The following is a 19,064-nucleotide window of genomic DNA, read 5'->3' as shown; positions in this document are numbered from 1 at the left end:
CCTCTGGATGAAGTTAGCCGGGATGGCGCCCACAATAAGGCAGGAATCTGGCTTACTGTATCACCGTCCGGGACAATTGGCTCAAGTTTGAAACAAAGGCGTTCATTCTAAGTTAATCGCATATGTGTATTCTGATCTCACCCATCAATTAGGGAGGGAAAAGAGAACATGAAAAATTTGACTGCTGCTGGAGCGATTATTGCCATGGTGACGGGCTTCGCCTCGGCGAGCTTTGCGGAAAGTGGGGACGTGATCGTCGAACCGCCGACCGAAACCTGCTACGACTGCCCGGAAGAGCCACAGCCCAAGGGCAACAACGGCTGGGGCAACGGCGCTGATGGTGCGAACCCGGGGACGCCGAAGGGCGGAACCGCCGACACCAAGAAGAACGAAGTCATCTGGGAAAAGTTCGACGGCAAGTTCGACGGGCGCTGACCGATCTGCACTTCTGGGATGGCGGTCGCTTGCGGCCGCCATTTCCTATTGCGGCATCAAATGCCGCGCGGCTTCCTTCCTGGCGAAGGGCTTCAGCCGGTCGCCATGCGCCGCCAGAAACGCCTGCGCTGCTGCCGCGTCGTGCCTGGACAGATCCCGCACCCACCAGGCCACGGCCTTCTGGATGAACCAGTCCCGATCCTCGGCCAGGGCTGCGCACCAGCCCAGCACCCGCGCGCGGATCGCAAGGTCTTGTTCCTTAGGGAAATTCTGCTTGGTCCAGGGCAGCGTCATCACCAGTGCGGACCGGCGGGTCCACATGTGAGGGCTGGCGACCCAGCTCTCCACCACGTCCAGCCGTGAGGGCTCCGCCACAAGACGCTTCTGCCCCGCGATGCTGGCGTGATCGGCCAGCGCCCAGCCATCGAAATCCGGCACCCAGGACGTGATCAGCTCCCACGCGGCCAGGTCGGGGCGGATGCGCGCCTGGGTCAGAAGTTTCGCCGCCGCCACCCGCGCCTCGTGGATGTCGGTCCGCCAGAGGTCTGCCGCCAGCGCCAGCCGGTCCTCCAGCGTGAGCTCCGCCCGCCAGCGGTCGGTCAGCTCTTCGATCTGCGGAACGGGCACGCCGAGGTAGACGCGCGCCGCCTTGTGGTAGGCTGCCATCGCTGCGGCCTTCGCCGGGTCGGCCAGGGCCTGAAGTTCCTGAAGCGGGGTCATCTGGGCCTCCCTTTCGGCCCTACCTGCCAGCCCTGCGGCGCAAGGGCAAGTCAGCGCCGGATGAGGAAGCGGACCGAGGCGACGGCGATCCCGGCCTTCGACACCACGGCGTCATTTACGATGCTGCCGTCCGGGGCGGCATAGAGGATGTCCTCGAACCCCAGCCGGTTCACGCCAGAGGAGGATTTGAAGTCGGCGATGTAGGACAGGCGGATCTGGCCGTTCTCTTCAACCACGGTCGCTTCGCCCACCGTATCCTCGCGCTTGCCGGTCCAGCGGCCGGGGCCGGTTTCGCGGAAGACCCAGGTCAGGCGGTCCTTCTGGCCATCGTCGTAGAGGAAATCCTCGACCACGGTCAGGGTGCGCGCGCCGTCCGGGCCGGTGACGGTGCCGTTGAGCCTGGCGGTGAAGCGGCGCTCGTCCCCCGTCAGCCAGACGCGGAAATGGCCCCGGCCCGTAGTGCGGCCCTGGAAGGCCGAGACGAGGGTGATCGGCGGACCCTGTTCGACGGGAGGGGCCGGGATCGCTGCACACGCAGCGAGGGGGAGGGCGGAAAGGCCGAGAAGGAATGATCTGCGCTGCATGAGCGGGCTCCGTTTGCGGAAGGATACGGACCCCGCGCTGCGGTGGATCAGGGGCGCGGAGTTCACCAAAACCCCGCACCGATTTCTTCGAAGAAATCGTGTCCTAGTCCACCGTCACGGACTTGGCCAGGTTGCGGGGCTGGTCCACGTCCGTCCCCTTGGCGATGGCCGTGTGATAGGCCAGAAGCTGCGCCGGGACCGCATAGAGGATCGGTGCCCAGTGCGGGTCGACCGAGGGCAGGGTCAGCGTCTTCCAGGTGCCCTGACCAGCAGCCTCGACCCCGTCGGCGTCGGACAGCAAAAGCACCTTGCCGCTGCGTGCCATGACCTCCTGCATGTTCGAGACGGTCTTGTCGAACAGCGCATCCTTGGGGGCCAGGACAATCACCGGGACGGCTGCGTCGATCAGCGCGATGGGGCCGTGCTTCAGTTCACCCGACGCATAACCTTCGGCGTGGATGTAGCTGATTTCCTTCAGTTTCAGCGCACCCTCCAGGGCCAGCGGGAACATCGGGCCGCGCCCAAGGAACAGGATGTCCTGCGCGGTGCCCAGTTCCTCGGCGAGCTTCGCGATGGGGTCCGAAAGCCCCAGAGCGGCGTTCATCAGGCCGGGAACGGACCGAAGCGTCTCCAGCCGATCACGCAGGGTGGCGGCGTCGATCCGGCCCCGGTCCTGTGCCGCCTTCAGCGCCATCAGCGCAAGGACGGTCAGCTGGCAGGTAAACGCCTTGGTCGAGGCGACGCCCACCTCCACGCCTGCCAGGATCGGCAGCGCAAGGTCGCTTTCCCGCGCGATGGAGGAGGTGGGGACGTTGATCACCGAAACGACCTTGGCGACCTTCTCCTTGACGTGCCGCAGGGCGGCAAGCGTGTCGGCCGTTTCGCCGGACTGGCTGACGAAGATGGCCATCGAGGTGGGCGACAGGACCGGGTCGCGGTAGCGGAACTCGCTGGCGATGTCGATGTCGGCCGGCATTCCCGCGATCTGTTCGAACCAGTATTTCGCGACGTGGCAAGCATAGGAGGCCGTGCCGCAGGCGACCAGGGTCACGCGGTCGATGTCTTTGAAATCGAGCGCCTCCGGCAGCTGCAGCAGGCCATCCGCGGAGGTGTAGTGTTTCAGCGCGTCGGCGATCACCACGGGCTGTTCGGCGATCTCCTTCGCCATGAAGTGCTTGTATCCGGCCTTTTCGATCCGCGTCGCGTCCAGCTGGATCCGCGTCTCGGCCCGGTTGGCGCGGGTGTTGCGGGCGTCGTAGATCTCGGCGCCCGTACGGGTGAGGATCGCCCAGTCGCCTTCCTCCAGATAGGTGATCCGGTCGGTCATCGGGGCCAGCGCGATGGCGTCACTGCCCACGAACATCTCGCCGTCCCCCCAGCCGATGGCAAGGGGTGAGCCCTTGCGGGCCGCGATCATCAGATCGTCCTCGCCCTCGAACAGGAAGCAGAGCGCGAAGGCCCCGTGCAGGCGGGACAGCGTGTCCTTGGCGGCCTCGACCGGCGAGGCACCTCGGTCCATCGCGCGGTTCACCAGAAGGACGACCGTCTCGGTGTCTGTCTCGGATTCCTGGACATAGCCGTCGGCGGCAAGCTCGGCGCGCAGCTCGCGGAAGTTCTCGATGATGCCGTTGTGGACGACCGCGACGCCCCCGGCCCGGTGGGGGTGGGCGTTCGTGACCGTCGCCGCGCCATGGGTGGCCCAGCGGGTGTGGCCGATCCCGGCCTTTCCGGCCAAAGGATTGTGGACCAGAAGGTCCGAGAGGTTCACCAGTTTCCCCACCGCCCGGCGGCGGTCGAGCCTGCCCGCGTTGACCGTGGCAATCCCGGCACTGTCATATCCGCGGTATTCGAGCCGCTTCAGCGCCTCGACCAGCAGCGGGGCAGCCTCATGGTTGCCCAAGACCCCTACAATACCGCACATTCCTAATGCCCCTTTGCCTTCGCAGCTTTAATTGCTTTTAACTTTTCGAACATTCGGGTGGCGAGGCCGGCTTTCGTGACCTGCCGCGCCCGACCGATTGCCACGGCCTCGGCCGGCACGTCCTCGGTGATGACCGACCCTGATGCCGTCAGTGCCCCGTCGCCCACCGTCACCGGGGCCACCAGCATGGTGTCCGAGCCGATGAAGGCGCGCTTGCCGATGGTGGTGCGGTGCTTCATCACGCCGTCGTAGTTGCAGGTGACAGTGCCCGCGCCGATGTTGGTATGCTCTCCCACATGGGCGTCGCCAAGGTAGGTCAGGTGGCCGACCTTCACGCCTTCGTCGAGGATGGCGTTCTTGATTTCCACGAAGTTGCCGACGTGGACATCCTCGGCCAGTTCCGCGCCGGGTCTCAACCTTGCGAAGGGGCCAACCGTCGCGCCGCGGCTGATGTGGCAGCCTTCAAGGTGGCAGAAGCCCTTGATCTCCGCCCCGGATTCCACGGTGACGCCGGGACCGAAAAGGACGTTGGGGCCGATGATCGCGTCGCGGCCGATGTGGGTGTCGAGCGCGAAGAACACGGTTTCCGGCGCGGTGAGGGTGACGCCATTCTCCAGCGCGTCCGCGCGGGCGCGGGCCTGGAAGGCGGCTTCGGCCTCGGCCAGTTGCGCTCGGGTGTTCACGCCCAGGGTCTCGGCCTCATCGCACAGGACGACCCCGGCGGAGAGGCCGCGCTTGCGGGCAAGCTCGACGATGTCGGTCAGGTAGTATTCCTGCGCGGCGTTGTCGTTCTTCACCTCGGCGATGAGGGAGAAGAGTGTCCTTGCATCGGCGCAGACGACGCCGGAGTTGCAGAGGGTGATCGCGCGCTCGGCCTCGGTCGCGTCCTTGAATTCGCGGATGGCCAGAAGTTCGTCTCCGTCCGTCAGGAGGCGGCCGTAGCGGCCGGGGTCCTTGGCGTGGAAGCCCAGGATGACGACGGCGTGCTTGGCCCGCGCGTCCAGCATGGCGCGGAGGGTTTCCTCGCGGATGAGGGGGGTGTCGGCGTAGAGGACGATGGCCTCTCCGTCGGCGTCGGAGAGGAGGGGGGCCGCCTGGGCCACCGCGTGTGCGGTGCCGAGCTGGGGGTCCTGGACGACGGTTTCCACGGCCTCGCTATAGGCGGTGGCTGAGGCCGCGACGGCCTCGCCGCCGTGGCCAGTGACCACGACGATGCGGGAGGGTTCCAGCTGGTGGGCCGTGGCAAGGGCGTGGTGGAGGAGGGGGGCGGCGGCGACCTGGTGCAGCACCTTGGGCGTGTCGGAGTTCATCCGGGTGCCCTGACCTGCGGCCAAAACGATGACTGAAACCTGCATTCTGCCCCTTCCAATGTTTTGGCGCCCGTTTTACCCCCGTGGCGGGGGGTGGCAAGTGCCCCTCGCTCACGACAGGTTACAGGACTGCCAACATGCGCTGTGTAGTGTTCGATCTGGACGGAACTTTGGCGGACACCTCGGCGGACCTGCTGGCGGCCGCGAATGCCTGCCTTCCGCGGGCCTGCCTGGGGCCCGAGGACGCTCTGACGGCGTTCCACGGGGGGCGGGCGATGCTGCGGCTGGGGTTCACCCGGCTGGGACAGGACTGGACCGAGGCCGACGTGGATGCGGCCTATCCGCGGCTTCTGGAGGCTTACGGGGCGGCGATTGCGGTCCATACCCGGCTCTATCCCGGCGCGATGGAGGCGGTGGAGGCGCTGAAACGGGCGGGATTCGCGGTCTCGATCTGCACGAACAAGCCGGAGGGGCTGGCGGAGGGGTTGCTGCAGGCCCTGGGGGTGCGGGAGGTGTTCGGGGCGCTGGTGGGGGCGGATACGCTGCCGGTGAGGAAGCCGGATGCGGCCCCCTACCGGGCGGCGGTGGAGCGGGCTGGCGGGGTCGTGGGGCGGTCGATGCTGGTGGGGGACACCGAGACCGACGCGAAGACGGGCGTGGCGGCGGGGGTGCCGGTCGCGCTGGTCACCTTCGGGCCGGAGGGGCGGGGGGTGGAACGCTTCTCCCCGGCGGCTCTGCTGGACCGGTTCGAGGACCTGCCGGGGCTTGCGGGGCGGTTGCTGGCGTGATGTGTCCACGGTGGACAAGCGCCGATGGTCTTTTAAAAACAAAGGGTTAGTCGCGGACGTTAGGGGTTCGTTAAGGATTGGACTCCTGGCGTTCCTGCGCCCCCATTGCCCCCCTGCGGGGAGGGAAGGCACCTCTTTCGACAGTCTGCTCCCCGGACGAAGGGTGCCAACTTGAGCGCCTTACGGCGCAAGCCTTTTGTCTCGCCTCTGGCCTGCGGCCAACCGGCTCGGGCGTGCCTCCGGCGGGGATATTTGCTGCCAGGTGAAAGGCACTTGGTGCGACCGGTGCCGGCCCGTGCGCCAGTTTGACAGTCCCCGCCCCGACCCATAGGGTCGCGCCCCATGAGCCACACCGACGCAGCCCCCCGGACGGTCAGCCGCCACGCGGTGACCTTCGTGCTGATCACCGTGTTCCTGGACATGGTGGGTTTCGGGCTGATCATGCCGGTCCTGCCGAAACTGATCGAGGACGTGGGCCATGTCGACATCGCCCAGGCGGCCGTGATCGGCGGCTGGATGTTCGCGGCCTTCAGCCTGGCCCAGTTCGTCTTTGCGCCGCTGATGGGGAACCTCGCCGACCGTTTCGGGCGGCGACCGCTTCTTCTGCTGGCGATCTTCGGGTTGGGGATGGACTTCATCCTGATGGCGCTGGCGCCGACCCTGGAGTGGCTGTTCGTGGGCCGGATCATCGCCGGGGTCTGCGGGGCTAGCTGGATCATCGCCAGCGCCTTCATCGCCGATGTGACTGCGCCCGACGACCGCGCGAAGGCCTATGGCTACATGGGCGCGGCCTTTGGCGTGGGCTTCGTCATCGGCCCGGCCATCGGCGGGCTGCTGGGCGAGCTTGGTCCTCGCGTGCCCTTTTGGGTGGCCGCCGGCATCTCGATCATCAACTTCATCTACGGCTGGATCGTCCTGCCGGAATCGCTCGCGCCCGAGAACCGCCGCAAGTTCGAGCTGTGGCGCGCCAACCCGTTCGGGGCGTTCCGGGTCTTTGCGACCTACAAGGGCGTCTTGCCGATGGTCCTGGTGATGGGCCTCTTCTTCTTTTCGACCAGCGTCTACCCGGCGATCTGGACCTTTTGGGGTATCGCAAAGTTCGGCTGGTCCGAGGCGATGGTGGGCGCGACGCTGGCGGTCTTCGGTTTGATCGCGGGCGGTTTCCAGGGGCTTCTGACCGGACCTGCGACCAAGCGGTTCGGCGAGTGGAATGTGGCGCTCTTCGGTCTGGTCTGCGCGACGCTGGTGGTGCTGGGCTACGGCTTCGTCGGCGCGCTTTGGGGGGTGATCGCGCTGATGATCCTGCACGGGCCCGAGGGCTTCGTGCATCCCCTGATGACCACGCTTCTGACCAAGCGCGTGCCCGAGGATGCGCAGGGCGAGCTTCAGGGCGGGATCTCGGCGGTCACGAATGTCGCAATGCTGTTCGGGACGGTGTTCTTCGCCTTCATCTTCGGGCATTTCTGGGCGGAAGACCGTGTCTGGCGGTCGACCGACGTGGCCTTCTGGGTGGCGGCGGGGTTCCTGGCGCTGACGACGCTGTTGTTCGTGATGTTGAAAAGGTCCGAAAAGGCATGACTGAACGCTTCACCGGAAGCTTCACCCAGCAGGAGCCGATCCCCGAGGCCGGAATCGATGCGGCGATGGCTGTGCTGCGGCATGGGCGGCTGCACCGCTACAACACGGTGGCGGGCGAGGTGGCCGAGACGGCTTTGCTGGAGGAGGAATTCGCAGCCTACGTGGGCGCGCGTTATTGCCTCGCGCTGGCTTCGGGCGGGGCGGCTATGGCTTGCGCCTTGCGCGCGCTGCAAGTGAGGCCGGGTGAGCCGGTCCTGTCCAATGCCTTCACGCTTGCCCCGGTGCCGGGGGCGATCGCCTCCATCGGGGCGAAGCCGGTCTTCGTCGACGTGACCGAGGATCTGACCATCGACCTTGCGCATCTGGAGGCGCAGGCTAAGGCCTCGGGCGCGCGGGTGCTGCTTCTGTCCCACATGCGGGGGCATGTCTGCGACATGGACGCGCTGATGGCGCTTTGCGACCGGTTGGGCGTGCGGGTGATCGAGGATTGCGCGCATACGATGGGGGCGAAGTGGAAGGGCGTGCCCTCGGGTCGGCATGGGGCCATTGGCTGCTATTCGACGCAGACCTACAAGCACATGAACTCGGGCGAGGGCGGGCTTCTGGTCACCGACGATGCCGAGCTTGCGGCGCGGGCGGTGCTTCTCTCCGGGTCCTACATGCTTTTTGCGCGGCACCGGGCGGCGCCGCCCCCGGAGGTGTTCGAGCGCCTGAAGCTGGAGGTCCCGAACGTCTCCAGCCGGATGGACAACCTGCGGGCGGCGATCCTGCGACCCCAGATCGCGATGCTGGACGACCGCCGGGCGCGGTGGCGGGCCTTGTATCAGGGGATGGAGGCGGGGCTGGCGGGAGCGCCGGGGGTCAGGCTGATCCCAAGGCCGCAGCATGAGGACTATGTGGGCTCCAGCTTCCAGTTCCTGCTGCCGGGATGGGAGGCGGCGCGGGTTGCCCGCTTCGTCGCGGGGGCGGCGGCGCGGGGGGTGGAGCTGAAGTGGTTCGGCGCGGCCGACCCGCAGGGGTTCACCAGCCGCTATGCGCATTGGCAGTATGCCAGTCCCGAAGTCTTGCCGCAGACCGACCGGGTGCTCGCCGGGCTGATCGACATGCGGCTGCCGCTGACCTTCTCGGAAGGCGACGTGGCGCAGATCTCCCGCATCCTGACCGAAGAGGCGGCTATCGCGGCGAGGGCCGAGGCGCTGGGCCCCGTGGCAAACGTGGCGGCGGACTGATGGGCTGGCTTCTCCGCCCGGCGCGGCCTGCGGGCGCGGTGACGCGGACGGTCCGGCGGCTGGTCAGCCCGCGCTTCTACCTGAAGGGCGTGATCGCGGTGGCGCTGGGCGGTCTGATCCTGGTGCCGACCATTGCGGATCTCGTGAACGCCGGCATGAAGACGGTGGCGAGCGATCAGGGCGACTGCCGGATCATCCGGGTGATCGACGGGGATACGGTATCGCTCATTTGCCCCGAGGACGGGATGGTCAGCGCGCGGATCCTGGGGATCGACACGCCCGAGAAGTATTCTCCGCAATGCCTGGAGGAGTTCGTAGCGGCCGAGAAGGCGAGCTGGGCCTTGCGCACGATGATCCAGAAGGCGGACCGGCTGTCGCTGACGCAGGACGGGACGGACCAGTATGGCCGGATGCTGGTGCGGCTGGAGCTGGACGGGGTGGACGTGGCGCGGCTCATGATCCGGGCGGGTCATGCGCGGCAGTATGGTGGCGGTTTGCGCGGGACGTGGTGCGAATGAGAGTGGTTCGTGAAACGGAGCTGAGCCTGACGGTGGAGCTGGGGGAGCTGTCGGTCACGATGCTTCTGGACGGCGAGACGACGATGGGCGCGGACTGCCTTCGGGGTGTGGAGCTGGGGCCGGACGCGCTGGTCGAGGGGCGGCTGCCGCTGCCGGTCCGGGCCTTCCTGGTGCAGGGGCAGCAGGGGAAGCTTCTGATCGACGCGGGCGCGGGAAACGCATGGCACAAGGGCCTTGGACGCCTGGGCGGGGCGCTGGCCGAGGCGGGGAGCGGGCCGCAGGAGGTGGATGTGGTGGCGCTGACGCACACCCATATCGACCACATGTCGGGGCTGGTGGACGGGGATGGCGGGTTGGCCTTCCCCAACGCGCATCGGGTGCTGGTGGCGACCGAAGAGCTGATGGCCTTTCGCGCGGAACCGCGGATGATCCCGGTGCTGCCACGTCTGGTGCCGCTGGAGCAGGGCGATGGTCCCCTGCCGGGGGTGGTGGCGGTGAACGCTCCGGGCCATTCGCCGGGGCATATGGCGTTCCTGGTCGAAGGGCGACTGCTGATCTGGGGGGACCTGGTGCATCACACGGTCCAGTTGGCGCGGCCCGAGGTGACGTGGAAGTTCGACGAGGACGAGGCGCTGGCCCGTGAAACGCGGGCGCGGCTTTTCGACCGGGTCGTCGGTGAAGGCTGGCTGGTCGCCGGGGCGCATCTGCCACATCCCGGGATCGGGCGGCTGGAGCGCGCAGGCGACGCCTACGCCTTCCACCCCGTCACGCGCTGAATTTTCTGTGCAGCGCCTCCATCCGACGAGGAGGAGGCGCAGTCCGACGACGAGAGGAAAGCCTCGCGCGTCAGCGCTCGATTCAATAGCCGTCCGTCACTGCGGATAGGGCGAGGTGCCGCCGAGGCTGTCGTTGGTGTGTTCGACCAGCACGTCGCAGAGGCAGGCCGTGTCGGTGCAGGCGTCGCGGCGGGCGAGGAAGTCCTCGTCGCGGGGCGGGTCGGTCTCGTCGATGTCCTGGCCGGTGGCGTTCTCCACGGCATAGACCCAGGCGAGGTCGTCCAGCCGGCCCATGCGCCACAGGGTCGCATCGGTCGCTTCGGCCGCATCGCACATCAGGATATGGGCGGGGTTCGTGGGCGCGTCGCAACCGATGTCCGACAGGACCATGCCGTGCGAGGGTTCCAGCTCGGCGATGCGGGCCTCGACGGCGGCGAGGTCGATCTCGCAGGTCTGGGCCGAGGCGGTGCCGGCGAGGGCGATCAGAAGGGCAGGAAGGGCTAGGCGCATGGGGCGGGTCCTTTCAGGTCTGGCGGCAGGAAAGGCCGCTTTGGGGCAGGGGTCAAGGTAAGGGGAACCGACCCCTTGAACACCGGGGGCCGCATGGCTAGCTGTCATCCGCAACCCTCTCGCCATCCCCAAATTTCTGCAACCGCTTGGGCCGGAATCCTTCCCGCCTTCGGTTGACCCCGACATGGGTGCAGAGTAAACGGGCGGGGAGACAAAGCGGGCGCGGTATGCGTTCGCATGCACGCGCGCCGCCAGCATTCAAGGAGTCTTCTCGTGGACCTGATCCTTCGAGAGTATCTGCCGATCCTCATCCTCATGGCAGTCGCCATCGGCCTGGGCCTCGTCCTGATCCTGGCCGCTGCCGTCCTGGCCGTCAGGAACCCTGACCCCGAGAAGGTCAGCGCCTACGAATGCGGCTTCAACGCCTTCGACGACGCGCGGATGAAATTCGACGTGCGCTTCTACCTGGTGTCGATCCTGTTCATCATCTTCGACCTGGAAGTGGCGTTCCTCTTCCCCTGGGCCGTGGCCTTCGGGGAACTCAGCATGGCGGCCTTCTGGTCGATGATGCTGTTCCTGGCGGTGCTGACCGTCGGGTTTGCCTATGAATGGAAGAAAGGGGCGCTGGAATGGGAGTGATGGCAGGGGCCAACACGGCAGGCGGCGACCATGAGGTTGCGGTCCAGGCGCTGAACCGCGAGCTTTCGGACAAGGGGTTCATCCTTACGTCGACGGAAGACATCATCAACTGGGCCCGGATCGGGTCACTGCACTGGATGACCTTCGGCCTCGCCTGCTGCGCGGTCGAGATGATGCATACCTCGATGCCGCGCTATGACCTGGAGCGCTTCGGGACCGCGCCGCGCGCCTCGCCGCGCCAGTCGGACCTGATGATCGTCGCGGGCACGCTCACGAACAAGATGGCCCCGGCGCTCCGCAAGGTCTACGACCAGATGCCGGAGCCGCGCTACGTGATCAGCATGGGCTCCTGCGCCAATGGCGGGGGCTACTATCACTACAGCTATTCGGTGGTGCGCGGCTGTGACCGGATCGTCCCGGTCGACATCTACGTGCCGGGCTGCCCGCCCACGGCCGAGGCGCTTCTGTACGGCATCCTGCAGCTGCAGCGGAAGATCCGCCGCACTGGCACTCTGGTGAGGTAATCATGAGCGAAGCCCTGCAGGAACTGTCCGGGATCATCGAGCTGAAACAGGCCAACGCGGTCGTGTCGACGCAGATCGCCTATGGCGAGCTGACCGTCGTGGCGAACCTCGCCGATCTGGAAGCGCTGGTGGAATTCCTGCGCGACGATGCCTCGTGCCGCTTCTCGACGCTGGTGGACATCACCGCCGTCGACCACCCCGAGCGCGCCCAGCGGTTCGACGTGGTCTACCACTTCCTGTCGATGTACCGGAACCAGCGCATCCGCGTGAAGGTCGCGGTCCGCGAGGACGAGATGGTGCCGTCGCTGGTCGACCTTCACCCTTCGGCCAACTGGTTCGAGCGGGAAGTGTTCGACATGTTCGGGATCCTCTTCTCGGGCCACCCCGACCTGCGCCGCATCCTGACGGACTACGGCTTCCGCGGCTATCCGCTGCGCAAGGACTTCCCGACCACCGGATACACCGAGGTCCGCTATGACGAGGCGCTGAAGCGCGTGGTCTATGAGCCGGTGAAGCTGGTGCAGGAATACCGGATGTTCGATTTCATGTCCCCGTGGGAGGGTGCCGACTACATCCTTCCGGGCGACGACAAGGCACGCGCCGGCGCGCCGGGAGAGAAGCCATGATGGCCCGCGACCGTAGGGGAGCAAACTGATGGCCCGCGACCGTAAGGGAGCCAACTGATGGACGGCGATATCCGCAGGAACACCTACGACGACGGCTCGACCGATTTCGAGACCGGCGAACAGCGCATCCGCAACTTCAACATCAACTTCGGTCCGCAACACCCGGCGGCACACGGCGTGCTGCGCCTGGTGCTGGAGCTTGACGGCGAGATCGTCGAGCGTTGCGACCCGCATATCGGCCTGCTGCATCGCGGGACCGAGAAGCTGATGGAAAGCCGGACCTACCTGCAGAACCTGCCCTATTTCGACCGCCTCGACTACGTGGCGCCGATGAACCAGGAGCATGCCTGGTGCCTGGCGATCGAGCGGCTGACGGGCACGGTGGTCCCGCGTCGGGCCAGTCTGATCCGGGTTCTCTATTCCGAGATCGGTCGCGTTCTGAACCACCTGTTGAACGTGACCACGCAGGCGATGGACGTGGGCGCGCTGACCCCGCCGCTTTGGGGCTTCGAGGAACGCGAGAAGCTGATGGTCTTCTACGAACGCGCCTCGGGATCGCGCCTGCACGCGGCCTATTTCCGCCCCGGTGGCGTGCACCAGGACCTGCCCCTGCAGCTGATCGACGACATCGATGCCTGGGCCGAACAGTTCCCGAAGGTGCTGGACGACATCGACGGCCTATTGACCGAAAACCGCATCTTCAAGCAGCGCAATGCCGACATCGGCATCGTGACCGAGGATGACATCCAGAAATGGGGTTATTCCGGCGTGATGGTGCGCGGGTCGGGCCTGGCCTGGGACCTGCGGCGCGCGCAGCCCTATGAGTGCTACGACGAGTTCGAGTTCCAGATCCCCGTCGGCAAGAACGGCGACTGCTACGACCGTTACCTCTGCCGGATGGAGGAGATGCGTCAGTCGACCAGCATCATCCGCCAGGCCTGCGCCAAGCTGCGGGTGGAGAAGGGCGATATCCTTGCGCGGGGCAAGATCACGCCGCCGAAGCGCGGGGACATGAAGACCTCGATGGAGGCCTTGATCCACCACTTCAAGCTTTACACCGAAGGCTTCCACGTCCCCGAGGGCGAGGTCTATGCCGCGGTCGAGGCTCCGAAGGGCGAGTTCGGGGTCTACCTGGTGTCGGACGGGACCAACAAGCCCTACCGCGCCAAGATCCGCGCTCCGGGCTACCTGCACCTGCAGTCGATGGACTACATCTGCAAGGGCCACCAGCTTGCCGACGTCAGTGCCATCATCGGCACGATGGACATCGTGTTCGGCGAGGTCGATCGGTGATCGCGCTGGGGATTGCTCCGTTTCTTCTGCTGGGGATCGTGGTCCTGCCCGTGGGCATGATCGCCGCCCCCGCCCTTATCGCTGGAATGTTCTGATGCTGCGTCGTCTTCACCCCCATCAGCCCGAAAGCTTCGCCTTCACGCCGGCGAACCTGGCCTGGGCCAAGGGCCAGATCTCCAAGTATCCCGAGGGCCGGCAGGCCTCGGCGATCATCCCGCTTCTGTGGCGCGCGCAGGAGCAGGAGGGGTGGCTGAGCCGTCCCGCGATCGAATACGTGGCCGACATGCTGGGCATGGCCTACATCCGGGCGCTGGAGGTTGCGACCTTCTATTTCATGTTCCAGCTGCAGCCGGTGGGGTCCGTGGCCCATGTGCAGATCTGCGGCACGACAAGCTGCATGATCTGCGGCGCCGAGGAGCTGATCTCCGTCTGCAAGGAGCTGATCGCCAAGACCCCGCACACGCTGAGCGCTGACGGCAAGTTCAGCTGGGAAGAGGTCGAGTGCATGGGGGCCTGTGCCAATGCGCCCATGGCCCAGATCGGCAAGGACTATTACGAGGACCTGACCGCCGAGAAGCTGCGCGACCTGATCGGGCGCTTCTCGAAGGGCGAAGTGCCGGTGCCGGGTCCGCAGAACGGCCGGTATGCCTCGGAGCCGAGCGGGGGGCTCACCAGCCTCAAGGAATTCGAGTCGGGGCGGAAGCAGTACAATGCCAGCGCGCAGCTGGCCGTGGACATCCGCGATACGGTCAAACGGATCGACGGGACCGAAGTGCCGCTGCTGACGCCGTGGCTGGGCAAGCCCGCCAAGGCGACCCCGGCGAAAGGCGTCCAGGCCGAGCCGAAGCCCGGCGCGGGTGCGGTGGCCGATGCCACGGGCATGACGGTGCAAGAGGCGAAGGCCTCGTCCAAGGGCAAGCCGAAGCAGGACGGCAACGCGCCGAACGCGACTCCAGCGGCCACGCCGGAGGCCAAGGCGCCGGGCCAGGCGGGCGGCATCAAGCCGGCCGCTCTGTCCGCGCCGAAGGACGGCAAGGCGGATGACCTGAAGCTGATCGTCGGGATCGGCCCGAAGCTGGAAGCGCTGTGCAACCGGCTTGGCTTCTTCCACTTCGACCAGATCGCCAACTGGACCGAGGGCGAGGTGGCCTGGGTCGACGAGAACCTGGAAGGGTTCAAGGGCCGCGTGACGCGCGACAAGTGGGTGGTGCAGGCGCGGGTGCTGGCGAACGGCGGCACGGTGGCCGAGGCGGAAGCGGCAGCGAAGGCGCAGGTGTAAGGAACGGTGGCTCGACAGCCTGGCACGGGCGGCTGGACTGTAGAGGGTGACAGGGGATGATGGACGGCAACGACGACACGACGATCGGTGTGGGTGGCTGGGGGCTGGTTCTGCTCTCGGCCGTCATCTCGTTTGCCGTCCTGCACTACTGGTTCTTCTACCACTTCATCCCGGCCGGGCTGTTCTCGGTCGCGATCGCGCTGATCGTCATGCTGCTTCTTTACCGGCTGGCCGTGGCGGTGAACCGCTACGAAGACAAGGAAGAGGCGGCCCGGATCCGCAAGGTGGTGCCGGCCCAGGCCGACATCGGTGCCCGGATCGCGGGGATCGAGGGGGCCAGCGCACCAGCCGCCCGCGCCGTGCCGGTGCGGCCCGAGGCCGCCGTGGTGCCGCAGCGTCCCGCGGCCGTCGTGACGCCGCTGGCCGAAGTGCAGGCCCCGCCGGTGATCCTGCCCACCTCGCTGATGGTGGGTGCCGAGCCGCAGGCCTCTGCGGTCCAGAAGGCGGCACCGAAGCCCAAGGCCAAGGCGGCAGCCAAGCCCAAGGCCGATGCGAAAACCGAAGCGAAGCCCAAGGCCGCGAAGGCCAAGGCCGAGCCCAAGACTGGCAAGACGACGAAACCGAAGGCGGCCAAGGCAGCGCCGCCGCAGGGACTGGTGCGGCTGCAGGCACCGCGCGGCGGCACGGCCGACGACCTGCAAGAGATCGAGGGCATCGGCCCGGCGCTGGAGAAGCTGGTGAACAGCCTGGGCTTCTACCACTACGACCAGATCGCCGCCTGGACCGAAGCGGACGTGGCGCTGATCGACGCCGAGATGAAGAACTTCAAGGGGCGCATCACGCGCGACAGATGGGTGGAACAGGCGAGGATCATCGCCACCGACGGGCTTGAGGCGTTCCGCGAACGCGCCAGGACCAATGACTATTAAGGCCAACACCGGCCCCGCGCGGGCCAGAGCAACGGGAGGGACATGGAATGCGTAATGCAGAAGCTATGAATACACCCTGGCTTGGCGGGTGGCTGATCGGGGCGGCGATGGGCCTGGTGGCCTTTGGCGCGCTGGTGGTGATCGGACAGTTCGACCTGACCCCCGCCGTGGCGATGGCCGGTGGCGTGGCGCTGCTGGCGGGCATGATCATGGGCCTGCCTTGGGGCAGCTCGGCCCCGCGCACCGTCGCGGTCCCCGTCGCCCATGCCGCGGCGCCGGTGGCAGCGGCTCCGGTCGCCTTCGTCTCGACCCCTGCGGCGGCACCCGTTGCGGCCAGCACCGACGGTCCGGCCCGGCTCGCGGCCCCGCGCGGCGGCGTCGCCGACAACCTGAAGGAAATCGAAGGCATCGGCCCGGCGATGGAGAAGCTGGTGAACGAGATGGGCTTCTTCCACTTCGACCAGATCGCCGGCTGGTCCGACGCCGACGTCGCTTGGGTTGACGCCAACCTCAAGGGCTTCAAGGGCCGGGTCACCCGCGACCGCTGGGTGGCGCAGGCAAAGATCATCGTCTCGGAAGGGCTTGCGGCGTTCCGCGAGCGCGCCCGGACCAACAATTACTGAACACCCATGCGCGAGACCCGTCCCGATCCAGCCGATCTTCACCGAGCCCGCCAGGCGCGGCTGGTGGGCATCGTGCTGGCGACGACGATGATCTTGTGGATGGGAGCCCAAGTCTTGGGCGGACACCTCGGGTTGGAGACGCGCTTCGCGTTCCTCTTCGACCTTGCAGCCATCGCGGCCTTCGTCTGGGCGCTGGTGGTGACGTATCAGATCTGGCGCGGACGCCGGGGTTAGGAAGACCAAATGCTCAAGGATCAGGACCGGATTTTCACCAACCTCTACGGGATGCATGACCGCAGCCTGAAGGGCGCGATGAAGCGCGGGCACTGGAACGGCACCGCCGAGATCATCAAGCGCGGGCGCGACACGATCATCGAGCAGGTGAAGGCCTCGGGCCTCCGCGGCCGGGGCGGTGCGGGCTTCCCGACCGGCCTCAAATGGTCGTTCATGCCGAAGCAGTCGGACGGGCGGCCGTCCTACCTGGTGGTGAACGCCGACGAATCCGAACCCGGGACCTGCAAGGACCGGGAGATCATGCGCCACGATCCGCATACGCTGATCGAGGGCTGCCTGATCGCGTCTTTCGCGATGGGGGCGAACACCTGCTACATCTACATCCGCGGCGAATACATCCGCGAGCGCGAGGCGCTGCAGGCCGCGATCGACGAATGCTATGACGCGGGGCTGCTGGGCAAGAACGCCGCCAAGTCGGGCTGGGACTTCGACCTGTACCTGCACCACGGGGCAGGGGCCTATATCTGCGGCGAAGAGACGGCCCTGCTGGAAAGCCTGGAAGGCAAGAAGGGCATGCCCCGGATGAAGCCGCCGTTCCCGGCGGGCTCGGGCCTCTATGGCTGCCCGACCACGGTGAACAACGTCGAATCCATCGCCGTGGTCCCCACGATCCTGCGCCGCGGCTCGGACTGGTTCGCGTCCTTCGGGCGGCCGAACAACACCGGGACCAAGCTTTTCGGCATCTCGGGTCACGTGATGCAGCCCTGCGTCGTCGAAGAGGCGATGTCGATCCCACTGAAGGAACTCCTTGACCGTCACTGCGGCGGCGTGCGCGGCGGGTGGAAGAACCTGAAGGCGGTAATCCCGGGTGGGTCCTCGGTGCCTTTGCTGACCCAGGCCCAGTGCGACGACGCGATCATGGACTTCGACTGGCTGCGCGAGCAGCGGTCCGGTCTGGGGACGGCGGCGGTGATCGTGATGGACCAGTCCACCGACGTCATCAAGGCGATCTGGCGGCTGTCGAAGTTCTACAAGCACGAAAGCTGCGGCCAGTGCACCCCCTGCCGCGAGGGCACGGGCTGGATGATGCGCGTGATGGACCGCCTGGTCCGCGGCGAAGCGGAGGTCGAGGAGATCGACATGCTGCTGTCGGTGACGAAGCAGGTCGAGGGCCACACCATTTGTGCTCTCGGGGATGCCGCCGCCTGGCCGATCCAGGGCCTGATCCGCGCCTTCCGGGACGAGATCGAGGACCGGATCAAGGCCAAGCGCACGGGCCGTGTCTCGGCGGTCGCGGCGGAGTGATGCGGATGGCGCTGGCCCTTTCGGTCCTTGCACAGGCGGCCTGTGTGGCGACGGCTCCCCAGCCTTCGTCGCGTGAGCCTGTGCGGGTCTCGAATGGCGGCCAGCCGTTCCAGATGTGGGAGGGCGCGCTGGCCCGGAAGGCGGCGGATGCGGCCTGCGGGGGGCGGGTCAACGTCTCGATCTACGACCGCTTCGACCGGTCGACCGGCGAATGGGTCTATCCGGAGGGTTGCGCATGACATATGCCGTCACCTTCGGTCACAAGGGCCTGAAGCAGGGCTTTTGTCATGGTCTATCAGGGCTGTTTGGGCGCATCTGGGCGTCACGAGCAGCCAAGGAGGCCAACATGCTTCGCACGATCCTCATCGCCCTGACCCTTGCCGCCACGCCCGCCGTCGCGCTGGTGCCGATCAACGAGAATCCCGAGATCCGCGAGAAGCTCCTGCAGGGCTTCATCGGCGACGCCATCGCGGACAACTGCCCGACGATCGAGCCGCGCAATCTCCGCGCGCTGGGCGAGCTGAACAAGCTGCGCGATTATGCGTTGAAGCAGGGGTATGAGGCGGACGTGGTGCGCGCTTTCGTCACCTCGAAGGAAGAGAAGGCCAAGTTCAAGGCCGAAGCGGCGGACTGGCTGAAGACCAAGGGCGCCGAACCGGGCAATGAAGCCGCCTATTGCGCCATCGGCGAAGCGGAAATCGCGAAGAACAGCCTGATCGGCTATCTCTTGAGGTCGAAGAAATGACCGAAGCCCGTCACCTGGCCGAGTTGAACGTGGGGCGCCTTCTGGCCCCCACCGACGACCCGCGCGTGGCCGAGTTCATGGCCGCGCTCGACCGGGTGAACGGGTTGGGCAAAAGGATGCCGGGCTTCGTCTGGATGATGGAAGGCAGTGGTGAGCCGGGGACGGGGAACACGGAAGCCAAGATCGACGGCGATCCGCAGTTCGTGTCGAACCTCACCGTCTGGGAAAGTGTCGAGACGCTGGAGCATTTCGTCTTCAACACCGTCCACCGGGCGTTCTATGAACGGCGGGCCGAGTGGTTCCAAGTGCTGGGCCGGATGCATTTCGTGATGTGGTGGGTGCCTGCGGGCCACAAGCCCACGCTGGACGAGGCGCTGGAGCGGCTGAAGCACCTGCAAGCGCATGGCGACAGCGACCATGCATTCGGCTGGAAGTACCTGGAACAGGCCCGGCTGTGGCAGACCCGCGGCTGCGCACAAGTGGCGGCGGAATGATGAG

At 66.7% G+C, this 19,064-nt stretch carries 23 protein-coding genes; 18 read left to right on the top strand and 5 right to left on the bottom strand.

The annotated features are described in order from the left end of the window. The first annotated feature begins 168 nt into the window (after nt 1–168). Nucleotides 169–435, top strand: coding sequence for a hypothetical protein (locus ACE3Q6_RS09295; RefSeq protein WP_374431352.1), 267 nt, complete (start codon nt 169–171; stop codon nt 433–435). Between the two features lie 45 nt (nt 436–480). Here ACE3Q6_RS09295 and ACE3Q6_RS09290 read toward each other — a convergent pair whose 3' ends face one another. The 4 genes from ACE3Q6_RS09290 to glmU form a co-directional block, all read right to left on the bottom strand. After that, nucleotides 481–1,155: a DNA alkylation repair protein gene (locus ACE3Q6_RS09290; RefSeq protein ID WP_374431350.1), complete on the bottom strand. Its 675-nt coding sequence runs from the start codon at nt 1,153–1,155 to the stop codon at nt 481–483. A gap of 50 nt (nt 1,156–1,205) precedes the next feature. Then, nucleotides 1,206–1,739: a DUF3833 family protein gene (locus ACE3Q6_RS09285; RefSeq protein WP_374431348.1), complete on the bottom strand. Its 534-nt coding sequence runs from the start codon at nt 1,737–1,739 to the stop codon at nt 1,206–1,208. Between the two features lie 103 nt (nt 1,740–1,842). Beyond that, complete coding sequence (gene glmS, locus ACE3Q6_RS09280) at nt 1,843–3,660, bottom strand: glutamine--fructose-6-phosphate transaminase (isomerizing) (RefSeq protein WP_374431346.1); 1,818 nt, start codon at nt 3,658–3,660, stop codon at nt 1,843–1,845. Nucleotides 3,661–3,662: 2 nt separating this feature from the next. Then, nucleotides 3,663–5,015, bottom strand: a complete 1,353-nt coding sequence (gene glmU, locus ACE3Q6_RS09275) for a bifunctional UDP-N-acetylglucosamine diphosphorylase/glucosamine-1-phosphate N-acetyltransferase GlmU (protein ID WP_374431344.1) — start codon at nt 5,013–5,015, stop codon at nt 3,663–3,665. A gap of 92 nt (nt 5,016–5,107) precedes the next feature. Here glmU and ACE3Q6_RS09270 point away from each other — a divergent pair, with 92 nt between their 5' ends. The 5 genes from ACE3Q6_RS09270 (at nt 5,108) to ACE3Q6_RS09250 (ending at nt 9,859) form a co-directional block, all read left to right on the top strand. Continuing rightward, nucleotides 5,108–5,758 (top strand): HAD family hydrolase, encoded by a 651-nt coding sequence (locus tag ACE3Q6_RS09270; protein ID WP_374431341.1) that lies wholly within the window; start codon nt 5,108–5,110, stop codon nt 5,756–5,758. 342 nt (nt 5,759–6,100) lie between these two features. Then, complete coding sequence (locus tag ACE3Q6_RS09265; RefSeq protein WP_374431338.1) at nt 6,101–7,336, top strand: TCR/Tet family MFS transporter; 1,236 nt, start codon at nt 6,101–6,103, stop codon at nt 7,334–7,336. After that, a complete protein-coding gene (locus tag ACE3Q6_RS09260) occupies nt 7,333–8,565 on the top strand; it encodes a DegT/DnrJ/EryC1/StrS family aminotransferase (protein WP_374431337.1) in 1,233 nt (410 codons plus the stop codon). Before ACE3Q6_RS09265 ends, ACE3Q6_RS09260 begins: the two co-directional genes overlap by 4 nt. Beyond that, nucleotides 8,565–9,083 (top strand): thermonuclease family protein, encoded by a 519-nt coding sequence (locus ACE3Q6_RS09255; protein WP_374431335.1) that lies wholly within the window; start codon nt 8,565–8,567, stop codon nt 9,081–9,083. Before ACE3Q6_RS09260 ends, ACE3Q6_RS09255 begins: the two co-directional genes overlap by 1 nt. Further along, nucleotides 9,080–9,859 (top strand): MBL fold metallo-hydrolase, encoded by a 780-nt coding sequence (locus ACE3Q6_RS09250; protein WP_374431333.1) that lies wholly within the window; start codon nt 9,080–9,082, stop codon nt 9,857–9,859. The genes ACE3Q6_RS09255 and ACE3Q6_RS09250 overlap by 4 nt, the downstream gene beginning before the upstream one ends. A gap of 96 nt (nt 9,860–9,955) precedes the next feature. On the opposite strand, the gene ACE3Q6_RS09245 is transcribed toward ACE3Q6_RS09250, so the two are convergent. After that, nucleotides 9,956–10,369, bottom strand: a complete 414-nt coding sequence (locus ACE3Q6_RS09245; protein ID WP_374431331.1) for a hypothetical protein — start codon at nt 10,367–10,369, stop codon at nt 9,956–9,958. A gap of 273 nt (nt 10,370–10,642) precedes the next feature. Between ACE3Q6_RS09245 and ACE3Q6_RS09240 the strand changes: the two genes are divergently transcribed. The 12 genes from ACE3Q6_RS09240 (at nt 10,643) to ACE3Q6_RS09185 (ending at nt 19,060) form a co-directional block, all read left to right on the top strand. Beyond that, nucleotides 10,643–11,008 (top strand): NADH-quinone oxidoreductase subunit A, encoded by a 366-nt coding sequence (locus ACE3Q6_RS09240; RefSeq protein WP_374431329.1) that lies wholly within the window; start codon nt 10,643–10,645, stop codon nt 11,006–11,008. Continuing rightward, the gene (locus ACE3Q6_RS09235; protein WP_170972004.1) at nt 10,999–11,532 is read left to right on the top strand and encodes an NADH-quinone oxidoreductase subunit B family protein; all 534 of its coding nucleotides are present in this window, start codon (nt 10,999–11,001) and stop codon (nt 11,530–11,532) included. Before ACE3Q6_RS09240 ends, ACE3Q6_RS09235 begins: the two co-directional genes overlap by 10 nt. Before the next feature lie 2 nt (nt 11,533–11,534). Further along, the gene (locus tag ACE3Q6_RS09230; RefSeq protein WP_374431325.1) at nt 11,535–12,158 is read left to right on the top strand and encodes an NADH-quinone oxidoreductase subunit C; all 624 of its coding nucleotides are present in this window, start codon (nt 11,535–11,537) and stop codon (nt 12,156–12,158) included. Between the two features lie 57 nt (nt 12,159–12,215). Continuing rightward, a complete protein-coding gene (locus ACE3Q6_RS09225; protein ID WP_374431324.1) occupies nt 12,216–13,451 on the top strand; it encodes an NADH-quinone oxidoreductase subunit D in 1,236 nt (411 codons plus the stop codon). Nucleotides 13,452–13,545: 94 nt separating this feature from the next. Continuing rightward, nucleotides 13,546–14,730 carry an NADH-quinone oxidoreductase subunit E gene (locus ACE3Q6_RS09220; protein WP_374431322.1) on the top strand — a complete coding sequence of 395 codons (1,185 nt, stop codon included), beginning with the start codon at nt 13,546–13,548 and terminating at the stop codon, nt 14,728–14,730. A gap of 56 nt (nt 14,731–14,786) precedes the next feature. Next, nucleotides 14,787–15,659 (top strand): hypothetical protein, encoded by an 873-nt coding sequence (locus ACE3Q6_RS09215; protein WP_374431320.1) that lies wholly within the window; start codon nt 14,787–14,789, stop codon nt 15,657–15,659. Between the two features lie 65 nt (nt 15,660–15,724). Beyond that, nucleotides 15,725–16,282: an NADH:ubiquinone oxidoreductase gene (locus tag ACE3Q6_RS09210; RefSeq protein WP_374431317.1), complete on the top strand. Its 558-nt coding sequence runs from the start codon at nt 15,725–15,727 to the stop codon at nt 16,280–16,282. Nucleotides 16,283–16,288: 6 nt separating this feature from the next. After that, complete coding sequence (locus ACE3Q6_RS09205; protein ID WP_374431315.1) at nt 16,289–16,516, top strand: DUF5337 domain-containing protein; 228 nt, start codon at nt 16,289–16,291, stop codon at nt 16,514–16,516. A 9-nt stretch (nt 16,517–16,525) separates the two neighbouring features. Next, nucleotides 16,526–17,821, top strand: coding sequence for an NADH-quinone oxidoreductase subunit NuoF (gene nuoF, locus ACE3Q6_RS09200; protein WP_374431313.1), 1,296 nt, complete (start codon nt 16,526–16,528; stop codon nt 17,819–17,821). 5 nt (nt 17,822–17,826) lie between these two features. Continuing rightward, nucleotides 17,827–18,060 (top strand): hypothetical protein, encoded by a 234-nt coding sequence (locus ACE3Q6_RS09195; RefSeq protein WP_374431311.1) that lies wholly within the window; start codon nt 17,827–17,829, stop codon nt 18,058–18,060. 107 nt (nt 18,061–18,167) lie between these two features. Further along, on the top strand, nt 18,168–18,566 hold the full coding sequence (locus ACE3Q6_RS09190) for a DUF5333 domain-containing protein (protein WP_374431309.1): 399 nt from the start codon (nt 18,168–18,170) through the stop codon (nt 18,564–18,566). Next, the gene (locus ACE3Q6_RS09185; RefSeq protein WP_374431307.1) at nt 18,563–19,060 is read left to right on the top strand and encodes a DUF3291 domain-containing protein; all 498 of its coding nucleotides are present in this window, start codon (nt 18,563–18,565) and stop codon (nt 19,058–19,060) included. The genes ACE3Q6_RS09190 and ACE3Q6_RS09185 overlap by 4 nt, the downstream gene beginning before the upstream one ends. Nucleotides 19,061–19,064: the final 4 nt, after the last annotated feature.

The organism is Tabrizicola sp., assembly GCF_041913445.1.
Classification (GTDB): domain Bacteria; phylum Pseudomonadota; class Alphaproteobacteria; order Rhodobacterales; family Rhodobacteraceae; genus Tabrizicola.
The sequence above is the reverse complement of the archived record's forward strand: the minus strand, read 5'-3'. Positions and strand labels throughout refer to the sequence as shown.

Bases quoted from the DNA above. Each gene is read 5' to 3' on its own strand.
- ACE3Q6_RS09285 (WP_374431348.1), bottom strand. From the start codon at position 1,739: ATGCAGCGCAGATCATTCCTTCTCGGCCTTTCCGCCCTCCCCCTCGCT.
- ACE3Q6_RS09185 (WP_374431307.1), top strand. From the start codon at position 18,563: ATGACCGAAGCCCGTCACCTGGCCGAGTTGAACGTGGGGCGCCTTCTG.
- ACE3Q6_RS09220 (WP_374431322.1), top strand. From the start codon at position 13,546: ATGCTGCGTCGTCTTCACCCCCATCAGCCCGAAAGCTTCGCCTTCACG.
- ACE3Q6_RS09295 (WP_374431352.1), top strand. From the start codon at position 169: ATGAAAAATTTGACTGCTGCTGGAGCGATTATTGCCATGGTGACGGGC.
- ACE3Q6_RS09270 (WP_374431341.1), top strand. From the start codon at position 5,108: ATGCGCTGTGTAGTGTTCGATCTGGACGGAACTTTGGCGGACACCTCG.
- ACE3Q6_RS09250 (WP_374431333.1), top strand. From the start codon at position 9,080: ATGAGAGTGGTTCGTGAAACGGAGCTGAGCCTGACGGTGGAGCTGGGG.
- ACE3Q6_RS09210 (WP_374431317.1), top strand. From the start codon at position 15,725: ATGAATACACCCTGGCTTGGCGGGTGGCTGATCGGGGCGGCGATGGGC.
- ACE3Q6_RS09290 (WP_374431350.1), bottom strand. From the start codon at position 1,155: ATGACCCCGCTTCAGGAACTTCAGGCCCTGGCCGACCCGGCGAAGGCC.
- glmU (WP_374431344.1), bottom strand. From the start codon at position 5,015: ATGCAGGTTTCAGTCATCGTTTTGGCCGCAGGTCAGGGCACCCGGATG.
- nuoF (WP_374431313.1), top strand. From the start codon at position 16,526: ATGCTCAAGGATCAGGACCGGATTTTCACCAACCTCTACGGGATGCAT.
- ACE3Q6_RS09225 (WP_374431324.1), top strand. From the start codon at position 12,216: ATGGACGGCGATATCCGCAGGAACACCTACGACGACGGCTCGACCGAT.
- ACE3Q6_RS09190 (WP_374431309.1), top strand. From the start codon at position 18,168: ATGCTTCGCACGATCCTCATCGCCCTGACCCTTGCCGCCACGCCCGCC.
- ACE3Q6_RS09245 (WP_374431331.1), bottom strand. From the start codon at position 10,369: ATGCGCCTAGCCCTTCCTGCCCTTCTGATCGCCCTCGCCGGCACCGCC.
- ACE3Q6_RS09195 (WP_374431311.1), top strand. From the start codon at position 17,827: ATGGCGCTGGCCCTTTCGGTCCTTGCACAGGCGGCCTGTGTGGCGACG.
- ACE3Q6_RS09230 (WP_374431325.1), top strand. From the start codon at position 11,535: ATGAGCGAAGCCCTGCAGGAACTGTCCGGGATCATCGAGCTGAAACAG.
- ACE3Q6_RS09235 (WP_170972004.1), top strand. From the start codon at position 10,999: ATGGGAGTGATGGCAGGGGCCAACACGGCAGGCGGCGACCATGAGGTT.
- ACE3Q6_RS09205 (WP_374431315.1), top strand. From the start codon at position 16,289: ATGCGCGAGACCCGTCCCGATCCAGCCGATCTTCACCGAGCCCGCCAG.
- ACE3Q6_RS09215 (WP_374431320.1), top strand. From the start codon at position 14,787: ATGATGGACGGCAACGACGACACGACGATCGGTGTGGGTGGCTGGGGG.
- ACE3Q6_RS09260 (WP_374431337.1), top strand. From the start codon at position 7,333: ATGACTGAACGCTTCACCGGAAGCTTCACCCAGCAGGAGCCGATCCCC.
- ACE3Q6_RS09255 (WP_374431335.1), top strand. From the start codon at position 8,565: ATGGGCTGGCTTCTCCGCCCGGCGCGGCCTGCGGGCGCGGTGACGCGG.
- glmS (WP_374431346.1), bottom strand. From the start codon at position 3,660: ATGTGCGGTATTGTAGGGGTCTTGGGCAACCATGAGGCTGCCCCGCTG.
- ACE3Q6_RS09265 (WP_374431338.1), top strand. From the start codon at position 6,101: ATGAGCCACACCGACGCAGCCCCCCGGACGGTCAGCCGCCACGCGGTG.